This window comes from Acinetobacter sp. CAU_H_S170_2 (genome assembly GCF_058890445.1).
The window spans coordinates 1547447-1572051 of the sequence record NZ_JBZYAE010000001.1; the positions used below are offsets into that span (position 1 = coordinate 1547447).

The following is a 24605-nucleotide window of genomic DNA, read 5'->3' on the forward strand; positions in this document are numbered from 1 at the left end:
GGGCTGATTTGTGATTGAAGAATTATTACCGTACTACGAAAAACAATTACAAGAATTTGGGCAGCAGTCCCGTGAGTTTTCGCAAAAATATCCAAAAATCGCTCAGCGTTTATCCTTAAACCAAGAGCAAGTAGATGATCCACATATAGAACGCTTAATTCAGTCCTTTTCTTTAATTGCAGCAAGAATCGATAAGAAACTGGCGGACAGTTACGACATCTTTACTCGGTCTTTGTTTGAGGTGATGTTCCCTCAATACCTCAAACCATTTCCTGCATGTACTGTGGTCAGTTTTGAAGACCTAAATAAGTGTAAACAATTAACTGAAGCTCATCTTATTCCTAAAAATACTGCAATAAAATCAAGAAGTTTTAAAGGTGTACAGTGTGAATTTAGCACCACACAAGAACTAAAGTTATTACCCATTGAACTTAGTCATCTCAATTTTAAAACCAATCCTAGTGCGCATATGCATTTAAATCAAAATGCAACGCTTAGCTTAGGATTTAATATTTTTAATCAGGCACATCGAATTTTAGAAAAAGAAAATTTGCCTATTTATTTGGATGCGATATCCAATTTTCCACTACAAGTTTTGGATGCTGTGTTCCAGTCGAGTACAGGATTTTCATTAAAGGTTGGTCATCGCGTCATCGACATCACAAATCCGTTTAGTATCATGGGTTTTGCTGAAACTGAAAGTCTGTTGCCCTTGGATCAACATACACATCATGCATACCGGCTGTTGATGGAATATTTCTGTTTTTCTGAAAAATTTAATTTCCTCAATATGAACTTAGGTTTGTTAAAATATTTAGAAAAAGAGCAAAATCAGTTTGAAATTTTGATTCATCTTAAACTGAATTTAAATGATCAGGTCAATATTCGAAATTATTCTGAGTTGAATATCGCGAACTTTAAATTATATGTAGTACCAGTTATCAATTTATTTAAAAAACAGGCTGAACCTCAAAAAATTAATCATCAACAACTCGAATATCCTTTAATTACCGATGCTCATCATCCTGAGTTTTATCAAACTTATTCGATTACTAAAATGCAAATGATTCGTGAAAAGTCAAATAAAGATCAAACTACTTTTGACATTTATCCATTCTTTGCGATGAGTCATTATCAAAAGGATGAGACTCAGTTTTTTTATAGTTTGAATTCGGCACAGCTACAAAATAAATATGTTGAAACAGGTTATAGTATTATTTCAAAACATTTATCACCTGAAACAACCAAATCTGATTTTATCAGTACGCAATTATTATGCTCCAATCGTGATTTACCCCATGAGGCATTGAGCCAAGCCAACAATATATTAAATTTGAATGACAGTAGTCTGGCACGGCGAGCTGTGGTTTTAAAAAGACCGAATAAACCCTATTACTTTGAACAAAATAAAAAAGAGCAATGGCGGATCATTTCGCATTTATCATTAAATACTTTATCTCTCACCAAGGGCGATGCTTTAAGCCATATTCAGGAATTGCTTGAACTGTATAACCTGCCTCAGCTCAAAGAAAACCACCTTATTATTAATGCGATTCAGTCGGTTAGTTTTGAATTAAAGCAAAAGATGGTGGATGCAAAACCATTCCCACTCTTTATACGAGGGTTGAAAGTAAATCTAGGGGTTGATTCGAAAGTGTTTCGAGGACATAGCCTGTATATTTTTAGTCAGTTGTTGTCGCATGTCTTTAATCTAAAAGTCCAGATGAACAGTTTTGTCGATGTTGTTATTTCAGATGCTCAATCTCAACAGGAGTTATACCAATGCGTGCAGAACGTTGGTGGCAAGACACTTCTATAGTTGACGTACTGGTTGAACAACCGAACGCTTTTGAATTTATTCAGGCCACGCGATTATTACGTCATGCGGAAGCTCCCCATGCCCAAAAAGAAGGGGATTGGGCAAAGCAGTTTAAGTTTCATAGTTCACTGAATCTCAATTTCCCGAATGCCGAAATTGAGAGTTTGACCCTTGACGAAGAAAAAATTCACTTAACCAACTTAATGATTGGTTTAACTGGGATTCAGGGCACCTTACCGTATAGCTATACCAATAAAATTAAACAAAGTGCGCGTATACAACGGAATGAAACACTTCATTTTTTAGGTTTATTTAATCACAAGCTCACGGCGCAATATGTGGACGCCTCTTTAGCTTACCATTTACCGATTCGCTATGAGATTGAGCAAGAAAACCATTACCTCGATATTTTGCATGCACTAAATGGTTATGTGAGTGCTCAACATGAGCAACAGGACTTAGATGATTATTTTGCTGAATTCGCTGGATTAATGCAGGGGCAAAATAATACAGCACATGCGCTAAAAACCATGCTGGGCTGTGTGTTTAAGCAACCGTTTAAAATTAAAGAATTTGTGGAAGAGATCTTTCGCTTGTCCCCTGAACAAAGAAGCACACTGGGGGGCAATAATCAATTAGGCATTAATACCTTTTGTGGAGAAAATATCCGTCAAATAGATGGAAAAATTGAAATAGAAGTTGGCCCCGTCTCATACACCGAGTATTTAAAATTTTTACCCGATCAAGCTGAGAGTATAAAACTTAAACGATTACTTGCAAGCTGGCTGAGTCCAACGCTTGGGGTGGATTTAAGAATCATCCTGAGGAAAGAGGATATTCAACCGATTCAGCTGAGTTCAACGATGACCATTGGTTTATCACAAGGCGCTTTTTTAATGCCGATGCCGACCGAACACAATCACGAAACCTGTTATACATTGATGGGGATGGGACATGCTTAAGCTCTTTATTGGTACTTTGAGCAGCTTATTGTTGTTTGTCGCAGGAATCGTCATTTTTTACTGGCGTGATATTCAGTATGACCCAACTGGGGCAGACCTGCTTAATTATTTACTTCTATTTCCATTGATTCTGTGCGTAATTTTATGGTCTCCAGTATTTATTTATCGTGCAATTAAAGCTCACCAAAAGCGTAAAGAGCAACAAAAACAAGCACAAGTAGAGCAGCATCAGGATGATGAGAACCAACAGGCTGGAGCTGTTGAAGTTCAGTGGTTAAACCTGAATATTTATTCCTCGTCTGCATATAGTGCCTTTGGGGAAAATGACGAGATTCTTGACGAGATTAAAAAATTTAAAAGCCCAGAGCTCGATACGCAATTACAAAATGCCTATGGCTTACCGATGCTGTCTTATCGCATACATGCACTAGATCATGTCATTACAAATCAGGACGATGATGAAGTTGTTGATCATCCGCGCCATCTGCGAATCCAAGCCCTGATCGAGCATCAACTAGAGCAACATGCAGAAACATTGTGGCAAATCTCACAGCATTTAAAGCAATCTGCCTTATTTTATGATAGTGAATTGGCCTATGAGTATCGTATGCATCCGGCATGGATTGATCCTAGGAGTGAATATGATAGCAATGAACCAGAGGAACAACCTGATGTGCAGCAGGTTGCTAAATTAAACCGTATCAATATACATATGCTGCTGCCTGAATCGATGTTACATGCTTGGAATGAAGAACAAAGCAGTGGTGTCGTACAGGATTATTTAAGTTCACTGGGCATGATTACGCAGCAAATTCATCTTGAGCACCATTATTTCAGTCAAGAAACAGCCTATAAAGAGTGGATGCTGTTATTGGAGCAAATTTCTCAGCAGTCAGAAGAAATCACGTTCATCCTGAATGTAGATTCAGAAATTGACCAAGAACTGCTTGATGAAAAAACATGGTTAACCGACCATTACTTGCCTGCTGAATATGCCTCTAGTTGGTGCTTAGCATCATCTTCTTTACCATTACTTGATATCAAACCCTTAAAACAACTCAAGATTGCACTAAACGAGGCCAATCTTGCCAATCATTTTGCATCCCCACCGATGAAGCAATTAGAACAATTTAAAGATATTCAGCCTTTTGTGCTGATGCTCGATGATATTACAGACATTCAAACCATGAAAAAACTTAACCAAACTTTCGATCGAAGTGGGATTGAATCGCATCACTTCATTCATACCAAACAAAGCTTTGGACATACGCAGCATTTGGCCAAAGTATTTGGATTTATGTTGAGTATGCATTTGCCTGATGAGTTGATGGCGATGATTTATAGCACTGATCAATTGTCTACACATTGTTTTCTACATGCGTGTGAAGACAGTAATATCCCTATAGAACCAACCATTTAAATTAAAAAAGAATAAGAGAGTATTGTGAATTCTTTATTTTATAACGTCTTAGGTTATGTTTGGCAGTATGTGAGCAACCCGAAAGCCATTATGGCCATATCGGGTTTTGTCGCACTAATGGCCATGTATAACGTCATTCCAGCCAAAATCTTTTGGCCTTTAATGATTTGTTATGTATTCGGGGTGATGCTGTGGGGGATTTATTTACTCATTGTACGTCGTCGACATGCAGCACAAGGTGAAGCTCTTGCCGATGCCATTGCACATGATACCAATGCGGAATATGGCAAACAAAAAAACAAAGATGAACTTCATTTGATTCAGCAACAAATGAAAGAATCTATTCAGTTGATTCGAAAATCAAAACTGGGAGATAAAAAGGGCAATGCTGCACTCTACGAGTTGCCATGGTATATGGTAATTGGTAATCCTGCTGCGGGTAAAAGTTCGGCCATTTATAACTCAGGTTTAAAATTTCCTTTTGAAGAAACCCATCAAAAATCAGTTTCTGCTGGACTCAGCGGAACGCGTCATTGCGACTGGTTTTTTTCAACAGAAGGCGTGTTATTAGATACTGCAGGGCGTTATTCCGTTTATGCGGAAGATCATTTTGAATGGTTAGGTTTTTTAAATATTTTGAAAAAAAACCGCTCCAAAGCACCAATCAATGGTTTGATTGTGATTGTCAGTATTGCTGAGTTGGTGAGTAACAGTCCAGAAAAGTCGATCAAACTGGCAAAGAATTTACGTGCACGAATTCAAGATCTTACTGAGCGTTTAGAGGTTTTTTCGCCTGTTTATTTGGTCTTCTCTAAAATGGATTTGATTGCAGGTTTTACTGAGTTTTTTGAATGCTATGAAGTCGGTGAATTTGATCAGGTTTGGGGGGCAACACTGCCTTATACAACCGATGGGGCCAATAATGCTGTTGAATTGTTTGAAAAACATTATTCAATTTTATATGACGGTTTAAAAGGCGTCAGTACGACACATCTCAGCCGCCGACATTCGCAGAATATTTCTCCAAGTGTCATGACATTTCCTTTAGAGTTTAAGAGCTTAAAGCCTGCGTTAAAGACATTTATCGGCACACTGTTTGAAGATAACCCTTATCAATTTAAACCTGTTTTCCGTGGCTTTTATTTCACCAGTGCGCTGCAAGAAGGCATTATTGAAAGTCCAATGACCGAGCAAATTGCTCAAGACTTTTTATTGCAAAAAGGTTTAGACAATGAAAATGGCATTCCAACGCGCTCAGTTTCTCAAAACCATGGCTATTTTTTAAAAGGTTTATTTTCTGACATTATTCTCAAAGACAAGAACCTCGTTAAACAACATATTAACCCTAGCCGAAAGCGTCAGCGTTATATTGCCTTTGTTGCCGCTTTATTTGGTGTAGCTATTATTCTAAGTCTATGGGTGTGGTCTTATCGGAATAATCAGCAATTGATTGCAGACGTACAAGCCGATTTAGACAAAGTCGTTTTACTTGAAAAGCAATCGGGTCAAGAGTTGTCTACACAACTGAGTGCACTCTTGATTTTACAGGAACGTATGCAGCAGTTGGACCAATTTGAAGAAGATCGTCCTTTAAAGCTGGGTTTTGGTCTATATCAGGGAGATGAGCTGCAGGAGAAGCTAAAAACAGAATATTTAAAGGGTGTTGAGCAAATCGTCTTGATTCCAACACAACAAAATATTGCCCAATATCTACAGCGGGTGAAAAGCAATGAAGAAAAATTGCGCACAAACCATGCAAATGTAGAGCTGACACCTGTTGCGAAAACCCAGCAATATTTAGAGCCTAATGATGCAAATCCACAAGATGCATACAATGCTTTAAAAGCCTATTTAATGATGGGTAATACTCAATATATGGATGCAAGTCATTTAAGTGATCAAGTCACACGTTTCTGGCGTTCATGGTTGGATAATAATCGTGGTCAAATGCCGCGCGGAGAAATGATCCAAAAGGCAGAGCAAATTTTGTCGTATAGCATGACTTTAGTTGGCGATCCTAAATTTCCAGTACTCAGCTCAGACAGCTTGGTGGTGGATCAAACGCGTCAAGTTCTTCTGTCTGTTATTCGTGGAATGCCTGCACGAGACCGAGTTTATAATGAATTAAAAATGCGTGCGGCTGTCCGTTATCCAGCATTAACCATAAAGCAAATGCTTGGCGATGCCAATCAAAATGCAATCTTAGGCAGTTATGCCTTACCGGGTATGTTTACACATGCTGCATGGTCAGAATATGTTGAACAAGCCATCGATGAAGTTGCAAAACGACCTACGGATACCAAAGACTGGGTACTCAACAGCACACAGTCGGATGACTTATCATTTAGTGGTAGCCCAGATCAAATCCGTAAACAGCTCACAGAACTCTATAAAAAAGAATATATTGCGGAATGGCGGAAATTTTTAGGTGCGATACATTATGCCAAAGCTAAGGATTACGGACAACAGGCGAGCTTTGTCCAAGTTTTAGGCGAGCCTGAAAACTCACCCATTCGTAGTGTTTTTGATCGCGTTGCGAAAGAAACCAGTTGGGACAATCCAGTCGTAATGGCGGAGCTGGCAGCGCCACAAACAGGTTTTGTGGCTTGGTTTAAACGCAAAGTATTAAGACGAGATGAAACTCAGATTGATGCTAAAGTCATGAATCAAGCGCAAGGCCCGATTTCTAAAGAATTCCAAATGTTTTATCAGTTGGTGCGTAAACGTGATGATCAACAAAATAAGTCTTTGCTTGATGAATACATGCAATCTTTAGCTCAAGTTCGAAGTAAATTCAATGACTTGAAAAGCTCAGGTGATATTGGGCCATCTGCGATGAGTTTGGTTAAGTCGACCATTAATGAGCAAAATTCTGTCTTTAATACAACGCAGAAGTTGGTCGATGAAAAAATGTCAGTTGGCCTATCTGAGGTTGATCAGAAACTGCTCCAAAAGCTGTTGATGTCGCCACTGACACAATCATTTGAAAGTTTAATTCTCCCAGCGCAAGATGAGATGAATAAGCTATGGGTTATGCAAGTCTACCAACCTTTCAATACGAACCTGAGTAAAAAATATCCATTTAACTCTTCAGCGACACTGCAAGCAACAAGCAATGAAATTAGCCAGATTCTTGGCGAAAATGGCAGTATTGCGCGTTATGTCAAAGAGTATCTTGATCCACTTGTTATTCGTCGTGGTTATACCTTGACTTCTAAGACGTGGAAAGATTTAGGGATCAGCTTGAATCCACAATTTGTAATGAATTTTCAAAGCTATGTTGCGCCAAGTAATGGGATGGCAACAGGAGCGTTAAATCAAGCTTCGTCTGCACCTGCGGCTACGGCGCAATCCAATTTTCAATTTTACCCAATTGAAAATCCTAAGTTTTTATCCTATACCATTGATATTGATGGACAAAGAATGCTTTATGAAAACGGTATTCAACAATGGGTGAATTTTGTATGGCCAAATGCCGGAGCAATTCCAGGTGCACGTATTACAGCCATTGATTTAGATGGGAAAACGCATACGATTTTTGAGGCACCTGGTGAATATGGTATTAATCGTTTAATTGATGGTGCTGAGCGAACGCAACGTGGCGGAAGCTATGAAATGATTTGGAGAAATCAGCAAAATCCAGAGCTTGCAGTAAAAGTCAATTTCCGTTTAATCAGCGGGGACGCCAATGGTGGAGTAGGCGGGCAGCGCAGTTACAATGGCATGCAACTGGTCGATCAAATTGTCACCAATAAATCCGTACGTGTGGTGGCAGCGCAAACCACACCTTCAGCAACAGCTGCAAGTCCTAAAGCTCCAACACCAGGTATACAGGAGCCTCGTTTATGATTTCTAGAAAGTGGCTAGGTTGTAAGGAGTATTGCGATGGATGAACTGCGGACTTTAGCTTTATATTACGGAAAATGTCCTGCACGTGGTGATTTCTTAAAAACACGCGGTCAGTATGCCTTAATTCAACTAATTGATCAGTGGATTACTGAAGCATTAGAACATGCCATGCAATCAGAGGGATTTAGTCAAGCGTATGAAAAGCTACCTTCATTAGACTTTTTTATTGCCAATCCACAAGAAAATAATTTTCTTGTGGCAAATTTGATTGCCAGTCACGATAGTTCTGGCCGTCAATTTCCAATGGTATTGAGTCATTTATTAGAAGTTGAAAATAGTTTTGATAATATTATTTATGCGCCATATCGCTATAAGCAAACTTTAATCGACTTATTTCAAAAGAATCGTGTGGTACGTTCGATACGTGACCCTAATATCGTGCTCGATAAATTATCTAAATTAAATAATGAGATACAAGTTTTTAATCACAGCGAAGTTTCGGCATTTTATGAACACCATACGATACATTCATTTGCTCAATTACTAAGAATGAGCAGTTACGAGCTTGCACAAAGCATGATTGGACTCGGGTTATTGTTACAGCCCGTCATTCAACATGGTACTAGTCGCTTAACTAAAGTGTTGATTTTACCTATTAATAACTCTAGCTACTGCTATGAAATTGCAGCTTTTTGGGTCAATCTAATTAGTTTTTTTATTCAAAATCAAAATGCTGAGCTTCTGATAGGGATTTTGCATAGCGAAAAACCGGTACTGCTTTTTGGCTTTCAAGGGGCAGATATTATGACTTTAAGTGAAATTTTCACGCAAAAGTTAGATTCAGATCACTGGGTTTCATTGGTTCAAGCCAATTGGATTGATGCATATTTAGAGCAAAATGCAGGTTTGGCAACGCTGGAGCAAGCTTTGTGTGAGCGGCAATTGAGCTTAATACAAGCTGTGAAACTTTTTAAAAAAACTTTTATAGATTAATAAAATATGAAAATAAATCATAGATTTAAGTCGAATAAATGGCTGCTGACTTTAACGTTGGTTTTGAGCGTGAATGTCTGGGCTGAACCGATTATTATTGAAGGTGTTGTTCCAAATGATGCCAGTAAGCAAATCATTTTGAACAAGATGTACAGTGTCTATGGCACTGACCAAGTGATTGATAAAATAAAGGTTAAAGCAGTTAATGCTCCGAATGGTTGGAGTGAATCTGTTGCGAATATGGTGGTTCCAGAGTTAAAAAAAGTTCACCAAGGTAAACTTTCTGTACGTGGTACGCAAATGGAACTTAATGGAAAAATATCGAGTTCAAATGAAATTCAGCCAACAACAAACTTATTCCAAAGTTTAGTAACACCACCGTATCGCTTAAATGCGCAGCTTTCTGTCAATCAGGCTGAGCAGCAAATTGTAGATGAAGCACTTAAAAACAGAATTATAGAATTTGAATCTGGCAGTGCAGTTTTGGCTATGAGTGGAACTCAAATCTTAGATGAAATGGCGGTGGCTCTGAATAAGGTTGGTGGAAAAAAGGTTAAAATTATTGGACACACAGATAGTTCAGGTGACGCTGCAAAGAATCTTGCTTTAAGTAAAGAGCGTGCTGTAGCTGTTAAAAACTATTTGATCAATAAAAGTATTGCAGCTGAACGTTTAAGCGTCGAAGGATTAGGCTCGAACAAACCTGTTGCTGATAATGCGACTGCAGATGGTCGTAAGAAAAACCGTCGAATTGAATTTGACGTAATCTAAGTCATTTATAAAAAGCCACAATTGATGATGTGGCTTTTTATAAATGACTTAGATTACGTATAATGTATATTATGTTAAATCCGATACACCTAACAATAACTTCATATCCTTCTTTCTTAAACTAAAATTCAATAACTTAACTAATTTCTATTTCAATCATAAAATATGATATGTTGACATTAATAATACTTCATAAACTTTACTATGTTTGCTTTAAAAACAATTCATTTGGAAAAGAAATTCTCAAACGAAAATCAAATTATTCTTTTATTTGATTTGGATTCATCTTGTCCATGTTTGTACCCTATGCTGTACACCATGAAATTTCTTAGATTTCAAAGTATTTCTACGCAGCATGCAGATTTAATCGCAATAAAATTTTGGTATGAATTTTGGTTTGAAAAGTTTGCCACGTCCTTTTGTGAATCTTTTTATTCGTCGTCATACAACTTTGAAATCATTCAAAGTGAAATTGATAATTTCATTATCTATTTAGAAAACAACAAAAAAATTGACAGTAATCTCATAAGATTAAGAAATAAAGAACATACTAACTACACTACAATTGGCCATAGAATTAGATCCTTTCTAAAGTTTTACAACTTTTTGATTGATGAATACTTAAGCATCCAATCACAACCACAACTCACGTTAAAAGAAATTCAAAAAATTAAAGAAAACTTGAATAAATATATGACAATAAAGAAAAAAATTATAAATAACTTTTCAAAAGCCAATAAAACAATTAAAAGTGAGATAAATCATAATTTTAAGAGCATGAATCAGGAAATGATTAAAGGATTGTATTCAATTATTTCACCGAGCAACGCTAATAAATACAATGAATTAAATCCTTTTATATCTAAAAGTGTGCAACTCAGAAATTTTCTGATCATACATCTCATGCTTAACTATGGTCTTAGAATTGGTGAACTTATGCTACTAACAACTAATTCTATTAAAAAATCAATTCAGAATCATAATTTTAGCTTAATTATTACAAATACAGATGATGAGTTTGATGATCGATCAAAAAAGCCAAAAATCAAAAATGAATATTCGTACCGAGTAATAAAACTACAGGAACGAGACTATAGAATCCTTCAAATTTATATGAATGAAATCCGAAATGAAATCCCTTCACAAATCTTATTTACATCTTTAAAGCCTCCCTACTCTGCTTTAAGTTATGCCAGTGTTAAAAAGATATTTGATCAGATAGATTTATCATTAAAAGCATTGTTGCCTGAGTGTTTTGATACTTCAGCTTATGATTCAATAGAACGTCTAACTCCACACGTATGTAGACATTCTTGGGCTTATATGATGTTAAGTTTTTCTTTTGAGAAATATAAGAAAGAAAATGTTAGTCACTCTGATCTCAAACAAAGTGTAAATGATGCTCTACTAAAAGCACAGGATGATCTAAGAGCCTTAGGTGGTTGGTCACCTACAAGTACAATGCCTATATATTATGGTAAACGCTTTATTGTAGAACGAGCTAATTTTATGAACTTGGCTCGGATCATAGATTCCAGTATTAAATTTTGATTGATAAAAATATGTCCCAACTTAGTCTAGATTTTGAAAAAATTGATAATAGTCATAGTGAATTTATTATTTTCCATGATGCTGATCTTAGGCTCATAGAGTCTTTACACTTACCGACAATCATTCGATTTCATAGAGCGGATAAATTTGATAGCAAGTTCGTTCAAACATCTAACGATGTTTGGAATTTTTCTTATTCAGGGAAAAAACTTCACTTAAACTTTTCTAACTTCAGTACGTCAGAGAAAAAATTGGCTAAATTTTTTCTAGCTAATTACATTCAAGTTAATACACCATCTGCACTTGAAGCTAAATTACAGGCTTACGTTTTTGCAATCAAGTCGCTAAAAACTAGAAACTTAAAGCTTGATTTTAAGAATGCGAAATCTTTATTGGTTGATTTAGCGAAAGCCGATAATTCTACATACTATTATCATTTTAAGTTTTTGGTGAAGCTACTATTTCTTGAGAACTTTTCACGCTTTGATCTTGACCACGAATACGAGTTGGAATTTCTTGAACGTCCTCAAGCATTTAATTCAAGATTATATTACCAACAATACGAAGATTCTATTGATTACCCTCTTATTTCAATGATTCAACAAGGCTTTATTAAGCTAAACCAAGCTATCAAAGATGATTTTCAAGGTATTGATAAACAAACACTGCTTTACTCATCAATACTTGGTTTGGTGTATGTAACTGGTCTTAGGCCTGTGCAATTAGCTAAGTTATCAGCTGAAGATATAAAAATAGATACCACACGTACTACTGATCATTTTCATCGCTATAGCATACTAATTCCCTATGCAAAACAAGCACGTTATGTACATGAGAAAATAGCTGTAAAACTTCCAGAAGAAGTGGCTGAAATTATTATTGCTTATATTGAAAGATTTGACTTAAGTCCAAAAGATAAGTTATTTGATTTAGGGGAAAATTCTGCACGTTTTTGCTCAAAAGCTATTAATACACAATTATTTGATTTTGCTCCTATAACCTATAGAGAAGCTGTTCTTGCTGGTGAAATGATACAACAAAAGTATTCCTTTTCTGATTTTAGGCATCATGTTGGATATAGTTTGGCAATGGCAGGATCTTCTGCTGAAGAGATTGCTTATATCTTGGGTCATTCATCTGTTGTAACTGCCAGACATTATATTTTCTCTACCCCTGAGCTTGCTCAAATTAGAGCGCAAGCACTTGGTAAAAACTCTTTGTATAGACAAATGATTGCTATGCTCCTGACAGGAAGGCTTGTTTATAAGAAAGATTGGCTTCAGAAAAAAGTACTAGGAAATATTGGTGGCAAAATTCATTATGATATTGGTGGGTGCTCCTACGAAGACAAATGTTTATTTCAACCAGTTCGTAATTGCTATGGTTGTATGTACTTTCATCCTTTTATTGATGCTAACCATAATCATGTTTTAGAAAGCATACAAAATGAAATAAACGATCTTATTAAGCTATCAGATGGTATAGGTGTTTCCAGAAATCCACTGATTCGAGTCCATGAGTCCACTAAATTTGAAATTGAATCCATAATTGCTCGTTGTATAACACACAAGGATGATATTTATGAATCTTGAAAAATATAATGCTTTTATTGAAGAACAAAAAAGTTATTTTAATGAAAACATCAAACCAAATTTCAAATGGGAATGGACTGATCCTGAATGGGCTGGAGGGGTTGTTGGTTCAGGATGGTTGCTTTCGCGTAGTGGGAGAACACATTTTTCATTTCAAGCTGCGAGAAGAATGAAAGGAATAGATGACATTTCTATAAATATCAAGTATCAAGAATTTATCAAAGCTGTAATGGTTCTTAGTTATAGAAAGGCTAATTCAAAAACTTCACCGCAAAAACTATATGCAGAAGTGCTTATTCTTAAGCGTTGGTATAGTGAATTATTTAAAACGAATCCCGAAAATACTCATCCTTGCTTCTTATCAACATTAACTTTAGAAAAGTCTTTTGAAATACTAGCTCATAACTCAAGTAAAGCTAACCTTCCTGACCATACTGGAACATATCTTAGATTACAGGAAATGCTCAATCATTACGGTTTTACTGAACAGCAATTGGAATTTTCTCAGAAATATTTATACATAAATTCTCAAAATAGAACACCGAATGCCAAAAAAACAAAAGCTTTGATAGACCAGTTAGAGCTTGATGAAGATGATCTTAATAAAGATAAGCTGATTTCTATTCGTACATTTATTAACATTGTTTCGCTAATTAATTTGTGTGAAACGAATGGTGAAAAGATAGTTCTCAATCTTTTGTTATTACTTATCATCACTGGGTTGCGTTCAACAGAAGTTATTCTTCTAAAAACAGATGCTTTAATTAAACAACCTATACTTGATCCTGCCACCCAAAAACACTTAACTTTAGATGGTATTAAGCAATATACCCTAGGTATCCAATATCACGGTGCCAAAGGTGCTGGTTTTAGAATCCACTGGGTTGAGCCATCATCTGTAAAACTAGTTGAGAGTATTTTTAAATCTGTATTGGAACTTACATCTGAATATCGAAGTCATCTAAATTACATAAGATCGAAAGGTTGTATAGATTATTTTCCTAAATCGATAGATGATATAAAGGAAGAATATCTTGAGATTGATGATTTAATTAATACTATTTTTAGTTTAAAAGATCACGAAAAAGGTCTGAAAAGAAAAAGACAAACTATAGTGGTTAATTTGAATGCTGTCCCAATTTTAAAAGTTATAAAAAATGGCAAAGAATATCAAAAATATTATCTAAAAAAGGATATTGATGCACACCTAAAATCATTAATCAAAGCAAATTTAGAACATCCAATTGATTATGTATTTAATTATGAAGGTAAAATTGAAACGATCGCTTATGAAGATTTGCTTTTTATACATGAATATAGATCTATTAATATGGGGAAATATTTTATCTTTAAATCCCTTGTGGTTCCATTCAGTGTGGTAATGATTAATAATGTTTTAGGTGCTAGGTCGGTTAAGTCAAATAAGTCAATGTTCCAAAAATATAATTTATTAGAAACAGAAACAGAACATTCAAGATTAAGCAGTCATATTCCAAGACATAACATAAATACTTTTCTTGCCCTTAGTGGCTTAGCCGAGCATTTACAGGCAATGCTAATGGGGCGTGTAGATATTAAACAAAATCAATATTATCACCATTTAGCTTTAAAGCAACGTAAAGTTGCGGCTAGTATGCTAGAAAAATATGAATTAATGCCTCCAAGCGAAATTAATCAACCACAGAAAGCTGATTCCCCAATAGATGCTATTAAGCAAGATGGTTTAATGTTCTTTTCGGAACAATTAGATCTAGAAAATAATTTAAAAATGAATTTCCAGACTTTTGACTCAAAAAATGAAGTAGCTAATTATTTAAAGGACTCATTTTTTGATGAGTATTTTCAAGATATTGCTGAATCATTTAATGAATTGATTAATGAAGATCAAACATTAGCTAACTCATTGGTTCAACGGCACGCTTGCTTACATCCCTTACCTTTTGGCGGGTGTATGCGTGAGGTTGCTGTGCATGATTGTCCTAAACGTCTTGCCTGTCAATCCGGCGATCAATGTGGAAATTTTGCTCTAACTGGTCGAAAAGGTGAATTAGAAGTTCTGCAACACACTTTGAATAATTTGTTGGTTGAGTTTGAATATATAGAACAAATCGTAGCTCATGATTCTACATATACTGAAATGCTTGCACAGTTCCGTCAAAAAATTCATTATTTAAGGGATTTAAAAGAAAAAGCACTTGATAGGCAAAATAAATTAATACCTATTCCTGTTTTTCCTTATGGAGATACGATCACTAAATTACCAACAACATTAAGTGAACTATTTGCCATAGAGCAACAAAAAATTGAGTCTAAGGAATCCTGAAATGTTACGTGGTAAACAATTAGATGAAGTAATAGAGCAAGAATTGCAAATGATGTTAGTTGAGGGTTTTGAGAAATCGCCTATTTCGCACAAAGCTCTACATAACCGCTTAACTTTTAAGAGGTATATATCTGGCGGATTAAGTACCTTAAGTTCTGTTGAAAGGAAGAAACTCATCAGCTTATATTTATCAGAACAAATTTCGCCATTAAACTTAAAAGCAAAAGAACAGCAACTTTATGTGAATAAAAAGACAAGACAGGCTCTTTCCGATACTAATAAAAATCTACGTACACAAATTGAAGACTTAGAGTCTCAGCTTCATCAGAATACGGAAACACTTATAGATATCATTGAAGAAGTAAAACTAAGGACTAATTTGAAAATTGATCATCTATTGGCCCCCTACCTACTCAAAAAGTATCTATCAAGGGAGTAGCATTCACATATAATAGTAATATTGACTTCTCCCCTTTAATTCACCCCAAATAGCTACGGTCAATTGCAGTTAATAGTGCTAACTGTTCTTGACTGATGTAAGCATCCAGTAAAGCCCGCTTGAACTCTTGTAGGCTTTCAGTTATGCGGCAGTGAATCACGCAATTTATAACTTGTAGTTCTCCCTCTTTAGAATGATTCAAGTTGATCTTTTTCAATATCATTGAAAATATTCACTATAAAACTGTTCTTATTTTCTAATTCCTTTAACTCTTTAGATATAACATTCTCATATTTGTCGAAAAAACCTTGTAGATCTGGGTTTTTAGTAATGATATTTTCAATGAAAATTTTCTCGGTTTTACGTCGTTCGAGTACATTTTCTAAACTCTTTTGTTCCTCAATTAATGCTTCTTTGACCTTATTTACTTTCTCAACATTTCGATAGGATTTTAAATAAGAGGATTCGCTGTATCTAAAAATATTACGGTTACCCTCATCTCTCACTGTTAAAAGAAAATTGCATTTTACTAGTATATTTAATCCTCTATAAATACTTTGCTTTTCAGAGGGTCTAACAAATTGTCTATCATTAAAAATAGCCTTTATAAAGTCATTCGCTCGCCATTCGATGATTTCATGATTCAGTAAAATGTGAAAAAAATCACTATAAAAAGGTAGAGTATATTTTGACATGGATAAGCACAATTAAAGCAAAAGAGAGTTGATGACCTAAGTGTTGAACTGTATATAGAATCATAACTTTAACAATTGATAGGGGTTCAAAAATAGGCACTTGAGATCAATGCAGATCTGGCAAGTTTGTTCAAAAGTTACCATCGGGCAATTCAATGTAGACTTCTTGATTTCACAATACTAAGGAATCCTTAGTAATAACTCAAGTTGAAACTAAGAAAATCTTAGTTTTAAGGTGGGTGCCTATGTTTAATGCCAACACATAATTTAAATGTTTTTGCCTTACGATTACGTATAGCGCGCAAAGCAAAAAAACTTTCACAAGAGCGCTTAGGGATCTTGGCTGGAATTGATGAATCTTCTGCTAGTGCGCGTATGAATCAGTATGAACGTGGAAAACATGTTCCTGATTTTTTAATGGCTTCCAAAATTGCAGAAATTTTAGACTTACCAACAGCTTATTTTTATGTAGAAAACGATTTATTGGCAGAAATAATACAAGTTAGTCATACTTTAAGTAATGAGCAGAAGTTAGAAGTTCTACGATTTATTAAAGACTTACAAAAGTTTTGAATCTTATATCTTTCCTCTTGAATAAGATGAGTATAGTTCATGATGCAACTTTGACTTCGGTCTGGCGGAGGCAAAATGCTAGCTCATCTTGCCTCCTTCCTACGATTTAATCTCTGTTGTACTTTATTTTTAGATCTAAGTAGGTGTTTAGTCCCAGATTTTAATGGTGCAATATTCTCAGATAAATGGAAGGAAGCACTATGGGACAAGTTCTACACAGCAGCGCCACAACGACACAGGCAGTGCGTCGAGCAATACAAAATAGTCAAGAGAGCTTAAGAACGCTAGCCAAGCGTTACGGCATCAATCAAAAAACCGTCGCAAAATGGAAGAAACGTACTTCAGTAGATGATCTTACAACCGGCCCAAAGAATCCTCGCTCAAGCGTGTTATCGCCTGAAGATGAGGCGGCAATTGTTGCTTTTCGAAAACGCACTTTGTTGCCGCTAGACGATTGCCTTTATGCATTGCAGCCGAGTATTCCTTATCTGACACGCTCGTCGTTACACCGCTGCTTACAGCGGCATGGTATTTCACGACTGCCTGAGGTACAAGGTGATCGCCCTGTCAGGAAGCGCTTCAAGAGCTACCCCATTGGTTACTTTCATATCGACATCGCTGAGATGCAAACAGCACAGGGTAAGCTTTATCTCTTCGTTGCCATTGATCGCACTTCCAAGTTTGCGTTCACTGAATTGCATACTAAAGCCAGTAAGATGGCAGCCGCGGAGTTCATGCGCAATCTGGTTAAGGCTGTGCCCTATAGAATCCATACGGTGCTAACAGATAACGGCATCCAGTTCACGAACCGCACCTGTGATCGCTACGCCTCTGAGCACATCTTTGATCGGGTTTGTACTGAATGTGGCATTGAACATCTTCTTACCAAGGTTAAGCATCCATGGACCAATGGACAGGTCGAGAGGATGAACCGAACGATTAAAGAAGCTACTGTCAAACGGTTCCATTACGACGATCACACTCAGCTATGCATTCACCTTGCTGATTTTATTGCTGCATACAACTTCGGTCGCAGACTCAAAACACTCAGGGGCCTGACTCCCTACGAATTCATCTGCAAACAGTGGACAGATGAACCTGAACTTTTTAAAATTGATCCGATCCATCAAATGCCGGGACTAAACAAGTAGGGTCTGTTGACATTTACTGTTCATAATTAACCCTATAAAGGTAGCCATAAAAATATACAGGCTAAAGCAACAGAACTTTGATAATTTCTTTTGAACTTGTCATATCGAGTAGCTATTCCTCTAAATTGCTTTAATCTACAAAACATATTTTCAACTAAATGCCTGATTTTATATAAATACCAGTCCATATGGTCATTGTTCGATTGGCTATTCGTTTTCTTGGGTATATTCGCTTTAGTCTCTGTTTTCCTGATCTGTTCACGCAGTGGTTCTGAATCATAGCCTTTATCTGCGCATACCACTTTTGTCTCTTTTAAATCTAATGTTGATATTAAATCAGGTGCAACTTTAACATCATGTGTGGTTCCATCGGTAATCATGAAATCAATAGGATTGCCATGTGCATCAACAATCAAATGTATTTTTGAGGAGTTTCCTCCTACACTTTTAGAAATAGATTGATTCGCTATGCCGGCAGAATGTTGATGAGCACGTACATGAGAGCCATCAATAAAAATCCACTCCATATCGGGGCATGAGGCTAGTAATTTGAATAATCTAAGTAACTTACCGCTGCTTGACCAACGATTAAAACGTTTGAAAATAGAGTTTGAATGGGCTTTGTTGCACAAACCTATCTGGGTAGTCCTCCCATAAATAACCGAAGTTAAAAGTAGAGGTTAAGCAGCCATTAAAGGTGGCTTTCCTTTGTTAGCCTGATGTGGTCTTTCATGATTGTAATGCCACAGCCAATTTGTTGCATAATCTTGTACTTCATCCAAAGTATCAAATAAATGTTTGCTCAGCCAGCTATAACGTACGGTTCTATTATAACGTTCAATATATGCATTCTGCTGTGGCTTACCTGGTTGAATATATTCAATACGTATACTGTGTTCAGTTGCCCAGCGTACAAATTCATGACTGATAAATTCAGGTCCATTGTCACATCGGATCACTAACGGTTTTTCTCGATATTCTAGTAACTGATTGAGGGTTCGAATAGGCTTTGTTGCACAAAGATTTGAAATGCAAAGCGCCCCTAATTGAGCCAAATTTAAGGCGTAACTTGGGTAAGTGGTCGACCTAATTCCGTAAATCTGTTTAGGACTGCTACACGTGCATGGATCTCATTCACTTGGCTATCAAAACTCCTTGCACTGAGTTTATCTCCTAATAATTTGATGCAATGCATCTTAGTTTCAACCAAACTTCGCCGATGATAGCCTGACCATTTTTTCCATAGTGTCCTGCCTAAACTTTTAATTGTTCGAAGTAATTCATTTCGCTCTAGCGAGCTACTCTTTGTATCTTTCCATGGTTTCGCATTTTTTCTAGGTGGAATCACCGCATGCCCTTGCCGATCTGCAATGACCTGACGGCATTGCTTGGTGTCATAAGCTCCATCGGTATAAACAGAGTTAATCTGCTCATCTTGTGGAATCTGATTAAGTAAATCACCAAGCACCTGTGAATCACTGACATTATTGGTTGTAAGCTGAACTGCTCGTATTTGTAGGGTTTTAGCATCTATACCAATATGAAGTTTACGCCATTGGCGACGATATTCAGGTCCATGTTTCTTGCGTTTCCATTCGCCCTCACCTAGAAACTTCATGCCTGTAGAGTCCATGAGTAGATACAGCCCATCGCTACTTTTTTGGTAGCTGATTACAATATCAATATGCTTTTGTCTTCTACAAAGCGTGGTGTAATCTGGAGCTATCCAATTTAATCCGCAAAGTTTAATCAGACTTTGCACAAAGCCAGTGACCATACGTAAAGACAGACGGAATAAGGATTTAATCATTAAGCAGCATTGGATGGCTGCGTCGGAGTAGGTTTGATTTCGCCCTTGTTTGCCTTTTGATGGCGCATACCATTGCGTAGCAGGATCAAACCAAATGGCAATATTTCCGCGACTCATGAGTGCTCGGTTATATGCGGGCCAATTGGTTGTGCGGTAGATTTTGTGTGTAGGCTTCTTCATTTGAAAATTATATCGCTGAAAAAGCCTTTACAGATAGGTTTGTGCAACAAAGCCCTCAACATCTATAAATCCTAGAAATCTGGATAAATATTTTCTTAATATTTTTCCTACTATAGGAAATCATTTATTCGTATTTGAAGTATAAAAATTTATTAGTAATATATTCTACAAATATGTTGAGTATACTACATGTCTATTTCTTTACTCATAACATCTCTGCCTACACAGAACACAAGTACTCGGATGAGAGTCTGGCGATCTTTGAAAGCAAGTGGTGCCGCGACCCTTAGAGATGGGGTCTACATACTCCCTATTAATCATAGTGAGAAGTTTACCTCTATTGCTAATGATGTTGTTTCTGAACAAGGAACTGCTTATGTGTTTTACGCAGAGCCACCTTTAAATCTTGAACTCGCACCTATTTTCAGTCGAAAAGAAGAGTACGAAACCCTCTATAAACAACTCACGGAAATAAGAGATCGTCAAACTAAAGATGATAAGAAAGAACTACTCAAACAGATTCGTAAATTAAGAAAAAGCATCGATGCACTTGTAGACATTGACTATTATCCAGATGAGACTCAAGTACAGGTTCTTAATGAACTTTCCTTATTGGAACTCACTATTGCACGTCTCGGTGAAGTCGATGAACCTAAAGCTATACAAGCTCATATTCAACATCTGGATAAAGGTAATTATCAAAACAGAATTTGGGCAACACGTAAAAGACCTTGGATTGATCGTCTAGCCTCTGCATGGCTAATCAAAACTTTTATAGATACCTCACCAACATTCATTTGGTTAGAAACCCCAACTGATTGCCCCGAAGATGCATTTGGATTCGATTTTGATGATGCAACTTTCAGTCATGTCAATCATTGGGTGACCTTCGAAGTTCTTTTACATAGTTTTGATCTAGAAACACCCGCATTAAAGAAAATCGCTGAAATTGTTCATTACCTTGATGTAGGAGGAATTGAGCCTCCAGAAGCGATCGGTATTGAAAAAGTTATTCAAGGAATTCGAAGTCAGATAAGTGACGATGACCAATTATTTGCATTATCGAATCACATTTTCGATGGCTTATATGCCAACCTATCAAGAGAATAATCATGGAACAAGAACTTGTTATACAACCAGAACAAGAGATACAGTCAGTTTCATTTTGGCAAGCATTCCTATTCTGGCTTAAATTGGGGTTCATTAGTTTTGGGGGGCCCGCAGGTCAAATTGCGGTCATGCACCAAGAACTGGTTGAACAAAAGCGGTGGATTTCAGAGAAGCGATTTTTGCATGCACTGAACTATTGTATGCTCTTACCGGGTCCTGAAGCACAACAATTAGCAACTTATATCGGTTGGTTAATGCATAGAACCGTCGGTGGTTTAGTTGCAGGGATTCTTTTTGTACTACCCTCACTATTTATTTTAATTGGTCTTTCATGGGTTTATGTAAAATTTGGTGATGTAGCCATTATTGCAGGGCTCTTTTACGGTATTAAACCTGCTGTTGTTGCCATTGTTTTTCATGCAACACATCGAATCGGCAGTCGATCACTTAAAAATAAATTTTTATGGCTGATTGCAGCCCTTTCATTTATTGCTATATTTTTCTTCAACTTACCCTTTCCTTTAATTGTGCTCTCTGCCGCAATCATTGGTTATCTAACCAGTAAAAAATATCCAAGCCTATTTTCTAGTGGAAACGCACACCAGCAGAATAAAAAAGATTATGGTCGTGCTTTAATTGATGATGATACTCCTACACCTGAACATGCGATCTTTAGCTGGAAACGATTGGGCAGTATTCTGCTAATTGGTGGTCTACTGTGGTTTATTCCAATCCTGAGCCTAAGCTTAACGCTGGGGTGGGATCATACTTACACCCAAATGGCTTGGTTCTTTACGAAAGCAGCCCTGCTCACCTTTGGTGGTGCCTATGCAGTATTGCCTTATGTTTATCAGGGTGCTGTAAGCTATTACGGTTGGTTAAGTCCGACTCAAATGATAGATGGCTTAGCTCTAGGTGAAAGCACGCCCGGCCCTTTAATTATGGTGGTCGCATTTGTTGGCTTTTTAGGAGCATTCAATCAAGCACTCTTAGGCTCAGATCATTTATTCTTGGCGGGCACCATTGGAGCAAGCATAGTCACTTGGTTTACTTTCCTGTTTTCCTTTGTTTTTATTTTAGCTGGTGCACCAATTATCGAATCAACACATAATGAGCTCAAATTTACAGCTCCGTTAACGGCTATTACAGCCGCAGTTGTTGGTGTGATTCTTAACCTTGCCCTATTTTTTGCTTATCATGTACTTTGGCCAACAGGTTTTAACGGCTCTTTCGATATTGTTGGTGCGTTAATTGCACTTGTAGCTTTGGTTGGCTTATTTCATTTCCAGCTCAAAGTGATGTACGTCCTTGCAGCTTCAGCATTAATTGGTTTAATTTGCTTTAACTTTCTTTCTATGTAATTTAAACAGTCGAAGTATAAGCTTCGACTGTTTTTTATATCTTTATATTTCTATTTGACTACCGATCTCTACCACACGATTCGATGGAATCTGGTAAAAATCACTGATAGGACTAGTATTCTTATGCATACTCGAAAATATTTGTTCTCTCCATTTATCTAAGAGCTTATTCTGTTTAGAAATAATTCGTTCACGTGAAACGAAGATGCTGATTTCCATTAGATTAAATTCAATATGATAAGCATCAAAAACAGCTTCAAGCTCTATAGGTAAATTGGGTTGTTCTTTAAAACCATAATTCAATTTAATCCGAAAGAAGTTTAGCTCTAACTGTTCAACAAGAAACCTATCATCCTTAGAAACATACGGTATATCTTGGACATCAACTGTAACCAATACATTTCGTTCATGCAGAATTTTATTGTGCTTTAAATTATGCAAAAGTGCATGGGGAACAACATTTGGTGTACCCGTGAGGAAGACGGCAGTTCCAGTAACTTTATTAACCGAATCATCTACATGTTGAATGAACATATCTAAAGGTAGTGTATCGCTCTGAAGTTTTGCCTGAAGCTCCCCCCTACCTCTCTTCCAGATCATCATTAATGTGAAAACAATAAGGGCAACCACTACAGGCATCCACCCACCAATAAAGAATTTTAATAGGTTTGAACTTAGGAGTACCAAATCAATTACAACGAATGGAACAATAAATAGAATAAGTTTCCAAGTCTTCCATTTCCAATAACTATAAGCTAAAAACCCAACCAGAAGAGTGTCACAGAACATAGTCACAGTAACAGCTAGACCATAGGCTCCTGCTAAATTGCTACTACTTTTAAACAATAGAACAACTGCAATAATAGAAATAAATAAAAGCCAATTTAAAAAAGGAATATAAATTTGGCCCATTTCTGATTCAGAAGTATGCTGTATCGTTAAACGAGGTAAATACCCTAACTGGATTGCTTGTTTTGCCATTGAAAATACACCACTGATTAATGCTTGTGATGCGATAACCGCGGCAGCAGTAGCAAGTACAATCATTGGATAGAGTAACAATGACGGAACTAATAAATAAAATGGATTAGAAATAGCAGTAGGATCTCGAAGTAATAGAGCACCTTGTCCTGCATAATTCAGAATTAAACAAGGCAGTACGATAAGGAACCAACCGAACCGAATTGGTGCAACACCAAAATGTCCCATGTCAGCATAAAGGGCCTCACCGCCTGTCACGGTCAATACCACAGCCCCCATCACAAAAAAAGAAATTAGCGGGTTAGTGAGGATAAAAGAAATTCCCCAATGCGGGCTCAAAAAGGCCAAAATTGAAGGGCTTTGAATAATACTCATCCCCCCTAATCCACCGATGGCTAAAAACCACAATAAAGTGATAGGACCGAAAAACTTCCCCATTATAGCCGTGCCATGCCTTTGTACTAAAAACAAAGCTGTTAAAATTCCGATACTGATAGGGACAATGTATTTTGCAAGTGTAGGTGTAGCAATAGACAAACCCTCAACCGCAGATAACACTGACATTGCAGGGGTGATGATTCCATCCCCAAAAAATAAAGATGCTCCAATAAATCCTAAAGTAGTAATAATTATTTTTGTTCTATTCGAGAGCCCCTTTTGACGAAGATTCAAAGCTAACAATGCCATGATTCCCCCCTCACCATTATTATCGGCTCGCATGATCACCATGACATATTTAAGCGAGACAATCAGGGTAATAGTCCAAAATATTAAAGAGAGAATTCCCAAAATATTAATTTCATTGATAGGCATACCATGTGTTGCATGGAAGCTTTCTTTTAACGCATAAAGTGGGCTCGTACCAATATCTCCAAAAACCACACCTAATGCAGCTAACGTTAATATGGGGACACCAGCCTTTTCGGCTACCTGATTTTGCATATAGTAAAATCACATGATAAAAATTGTATCGATACTAGCACTACAATAACAACATTTACTCTTTAGACTAAAAAACCATAATT

General features: G+C 36.7%; 17 protein-coding genes and 2 pseudogenes. 14 read left to right on the plus strand and 5 right to left on the minus strand.

What is annotated here, in order from left to right; translation table 11 throughout:
• The first annotated feature begins 10 nt into the window (after window positions 1–10).
• The 10 genes from tssF (at window position 11) to AC5EUN_RS07625 (ending at window position 15719) form a co-directional block, all read left to right on the plus strand.
• Window positions 11–1819 (plus strand): type VI secretion system baseplate subunit TssF, encoded by a 1809-nt coding sequence (tssF, locus tag AC5EUN_RS07580; RefSeq protein WP_010326722.1) that lies wholly within the window; start codon window positions 11–13, stop codon window positions 1817–1819.
• Window positions 1783–2781 (plus strand): type VI secretion system baseplate subunit TssG, encoded by a 999-nt coding sequence (gene tssG / locus AC5EUN_RS07585; RefSeq protein ID WP_094148604.1) that lies wholly within the window; start codon window positions 1783–1785, stop codon window positions 2779–2781. Before tssF ends, tssG begins: the two co-directional genes overlap by 37 nt.
• Complete coding sequence (locus AC5EUN_RS07590) at window positions 2774–4201, plus strand: hypothetical protein (protein WP_094148603.1); 1428 nt, start codon at window positions 2774–2776, stop codon at window positions 4199–4201. Before tssG ends, AC5EUN_RS07590 begins: the two co-directional genes overlap by 8 nt.
• Window positions 4202–4291: 90 nt before the next feature.
• Window positions 4292–8050 carry a type VI secretion system membrane subunit TssM gene (gene tssM, locus AC5EUN_RS07595; RefSeq protein WP_171293180.1) on the plus strand — a complete coding sequence of 1253 codons (3759 nt, stop codon included), beginning with the start codon at window positions 4292–4294 and terminating at the stop codon, window positions 8048–8050.
• Between the two features lie 36 nt (window positions 8051–8086).
• Window positions 8087–9043: a type VI secretion system-associated protein TagF gene (tagF, locus tag AC5EUN_RS07600; RefSeq protein ID WP_010326718.1), complete on the plus strand. Its 957-nt coding sequence runs from the start codon at window positions 8087–8089 to the stop codon at window positions 9041–9043.
• A gap of 6 nt (window positions 9044–9049) precedes the next feature.
• A complete protein-coding gene (locus AC5EUN_RS07605; protein ID WP_010326717.1) occupies window positions 9050–9814 on the plus strand; it encodes an OmpA family protein in 765 nt (254 codons plus the stop codon).
• 204 nt (window positions 9815–10018) lie between these two features.
• The gene (locus AC5EUN_RS07610; RefSeq protein WP_279692924.1) at window positions 10019–11365 is read left to right on the plus strand and encodes a site-specific integrase; all 1347 of its coding nucleotides are present in this window, start codon (window positions 10019–10021) and stop codon (window positions 11363–11365) included.
• Between the two features lie 11 nt (window positions 11366–11376).
• Window positions 11377–12957, plus strand: coding sequence for a tyrosine-type recombinase/integrase (locus AC5EUN_RS07615; protein WP_348960539.1), 1581 nt, complete (start codon window positions 11377–11379; stop codon window positions 12955–12957).
• Window positions 12947–15280, plus strand: a complete 2334-nt coding sequence (locus tag AC5EUN_RS07620; protein ID WP_348960538.1) for a hypothetical protein — start codon at window positions 12947–12949, stop codon at window positions 15278–15280. Before AC5EUN_RS07615 ends, AC5EUN_RS07620 begins: the two co-directional genes overlap by 11 nt.
• Window position 15281: 1 nt before the next feature.
• Window positions 15282–15719 (plus strand): hypothetical protein, encoded by a 438-nt coding sequence (locus AC5EUN_RS07625; protein WP_004692100.1) that lies wholly within the window; start codon window positions 15282–15284, stop codon window positions 15717–15719.
• A 188-nt stretch (window positions 15720–15907) separates the two neighbouring features.
• On the opposite strand, the gene AC5EUN_RS07630 is transcribed toward AC5EUN_RS07625, so the two are convergent.
• The gene (locus AC5EUN_RS07630) at window positions 15908–16414 is read right to left on the minus strand and encodes a hypothetical protein (RefSeq protein WP_126036501.1); all 507 of its coding nucleotides are present in this window, start codon (window positions 16412–16414) and stop codon (window positions 15908–15910) included.
• Between the two features lie 252 nt (window positions 16415–16666).
• Here AC5EUN_RS07630 and AC5EUN_RS07635 point away from each other — a divergent pair, with 252 nt between their 5' ends.
• Together AC5EUN_RS07635 and AC5EUN_RS07640 are read left to right on the plus strand one after the other, a co-directional pair.
• Entirely contained in the window at window positions 16667–16987 is a 321-nt protein-coding gene (locus AC5EUN_RS07635) for a helix-turn-helix domain-containing protein (protein WP_004695717.1), read from the plus strand.
• A 200-nt stretch (window positions 16988–17187) separates the two neighbouring features.
• Window positions 17188–18138, plus strand: coding sequence for an IS481 family transposase (locus AC5EUN_RS07640; RefSeq protein WP_126036498.1), 951 nt, complete (start codon window positions 17188–17190; stop codon window positions 18136–18138).
• 13 nt (window positions 18139–18151) lie between these two features.
• On the opposite strand, the pseudogene AC5EUN_RS07645 reads toward AC5EUN_RS07640, so the two are convergent.
• From AC5EUN_RS07645 to AC5EUN_RS07655, 3 genes and pseudogenes are all read right to left on the minus strand, one after another.
• A pseudogene (locus AC5EUN_RS07645) lies at window positions 18152–18755 on the minus strand (IS5-like element ISAba31 family transposase); the annotation flags it as partial.
• Between the two features lie 63 nt (window positions 18756–18818).
• A pseudogene (locus tag AC5EUN_RS07650) lies at window positions 18819–19145 on the minus strand (integrase core domain-containing protein); the annotation flags it as partial.
• 50 nt (window positions 19146–19195) lie between these two features.
• On the minus strand, window positions 19196–20128 hold the full coding sequence (locus AC5EUN_RS07655; RefSeq protein WP_493352230.1) for an IS5 family transposase: 933 nt from the start codon (window positions 20126–20128) through the stop codon (window positions 19196–19198).
• 189 nt (window positions 20129–20317) lie between these two features.
• On the opposite strand from AC5EUN_RS07655, the gene AC5EUN_RS07660 reads away from it, so the two are divergent.
• Together AC5EUN_RS07660 and chrA are read left to right on the plus strand one after the other, a co-directional pair.
• Window positions 20318–21238 (plus strand): chromate resistance protein ChrB domain-containing protein, encoded by a 921-nt coding sequence (locus tag AC5EUN_RS07660; RefSeq protein ID WP_490792559.1) that lies wholly within the window; start codon window positions 20318–20320, stop codon window positions 21236–21238.
• 2 nt (window positions 21239–21240) lie between these two features.
• On the plus strand, window positions 21241–22599 hold the full coding sequence (chrA, locus tag AC5EUN_RS07665; RefSeq protein ID WP_490792558.1) for a chromate efflux transporter: 1359 nt from the start codon (window positions 21241–21243) through the stop codon (window positions 22597–22599).
• Between the two features lie 42 nt (window positions 22600–22641).
• On the opposite strand, the gene AC5EUN_RS07670 is transcribed toward chrA, so the two are convergent.
• On the minus strand, window positions 22642–24522 hold the full coding sequence (locus AC5EUN_RS07670; protein ID WP_493352231.1) for a potassium transporter Kup: 1881 nt from the start codon (window positions 24520–24522) through the stop codon (window positions 22642–22644).
• Window positions 24523–24605: the final 83 nt, after the last annotated feature.

What these genes read in the sequence shown, in the direction of transcription:
- tssG (WP_094148604.1), top strand. Translation starts at nt 1,783, where the DNA reads ATGCGTGCAGAACGTTGGTGGCAAGACACTTCTATAGTTGACGTACTG.
- AC5EUN_RS07590 (WP_094148603.1), top strand. Translation starts at nt 2,774, where the DNA reads ATGCTTAAGCTCTTTATTGGTACTTTGAGCAGCTTATTGTTGTTTGTC.
- tssM (WP_171293180.1), top strand. Translation starts at nt 4,292, where the DNA reads ATGGCCATATCGGGTTTTGTCGCACTAATGGCCATGTATAACGTCATT.
- tagF (WP_010326718.1), top strand. Translation starts at nt 8,087, where the DNA reads ATGGATGAACTGCGGACTTTAGCTTTATATTACGGAAAATGTCCTGCA.
- AC5EUN_RS07605 (WP_010326717.1), top strand. Translation starts at nt 9,050, where the DNA reads ATGAAAATAAATCATAGATTTAAGTCGAATAAATGGCTGCTGACTTTA.
- AC5EUN_RS07610 (WP_279692924.1), top strand. Translation starts at nt 10,019, where the DNA reads ATGTTTGCTTTAAAAACAATTCATTTGGAAAAGAAATTCTCAAACGAA.
- AC5EUN_RS07615 (WP_348960539.1), top strand. Translation starts at nt 11,377, where the DNA reads ATGTCCCAACTTAGTCTAGATTTTGAAAAAATTGATAATAGTCATAGT.
- AC5EUN_RS07620 (WP_348960538.1), top strand. Translation starts at nt 12,947, where the DNA reads ATGAATCTTGAAAAATATAATGCTTTTATTGAAGAACAAAAAAGTTAT.
- AC5EUN_RS07625 (WP_004692100.1), top strand. Translation starts at nt 15,282, where the DNA reads ATGTTACGTGGTAAACAATTAGATGAAGTAATAGAGCAAGAATTGCAA.
- AC5EUN_RS07630 (WP_126036501.1), bottom strand. Translation starts at nt 16,414, where the DNA reads ATGTCAAAATATACTCTACCTTTTTATAGTGATTTTTTTCACATTTTA.
- AC5EUN_RS07635 (WP_004695717.1), top strand. Translation starts at nt 16,667, where the DNA reads ATGCCAACACATAATTTAAATGTTTTTGCCTTACGATTACGTATAGCG.
- AC5EUN_RS07640 (WP_126036498.1), top strand. Translation starts at nt 17,188, where the DNA reads ATGGGACAAGTTCTACACAGCAGCGCCACAACGACACAGGCAGTGCGT.
- AC5EUN_RS07655 (WP_493352230.1), bottom strand. Translation starts at nt 20,128, where the DNA reads ATGAAGAAGCCTACACACAAAATCTACCGCACAACCAATTGGCCCGCA.
- AC5EUN_RS07660 (WP_490792559.1), top strand. Translation starts at nt 20,318, where the DNA reads ATGTCTATTTCTTTACTCATAACATCTCTGCCTACACAGAACACAAGT.
- chrA (WP_490792558.1), top strand. Translation starts at nt 21,241, where the DNA reads ATGGAACAAGAACTTGTTATACAACCAGAACAAGAGATACAGTCAGTT.
- AC5EUN_RS07670 (WP_493352231.1), bottom strand. Translation starts at nt 24,522, where the DNA reads ATGCAAAATCAGGTAGCCGAAAAGGCTGGTGTCCCCATATTAACGTTA.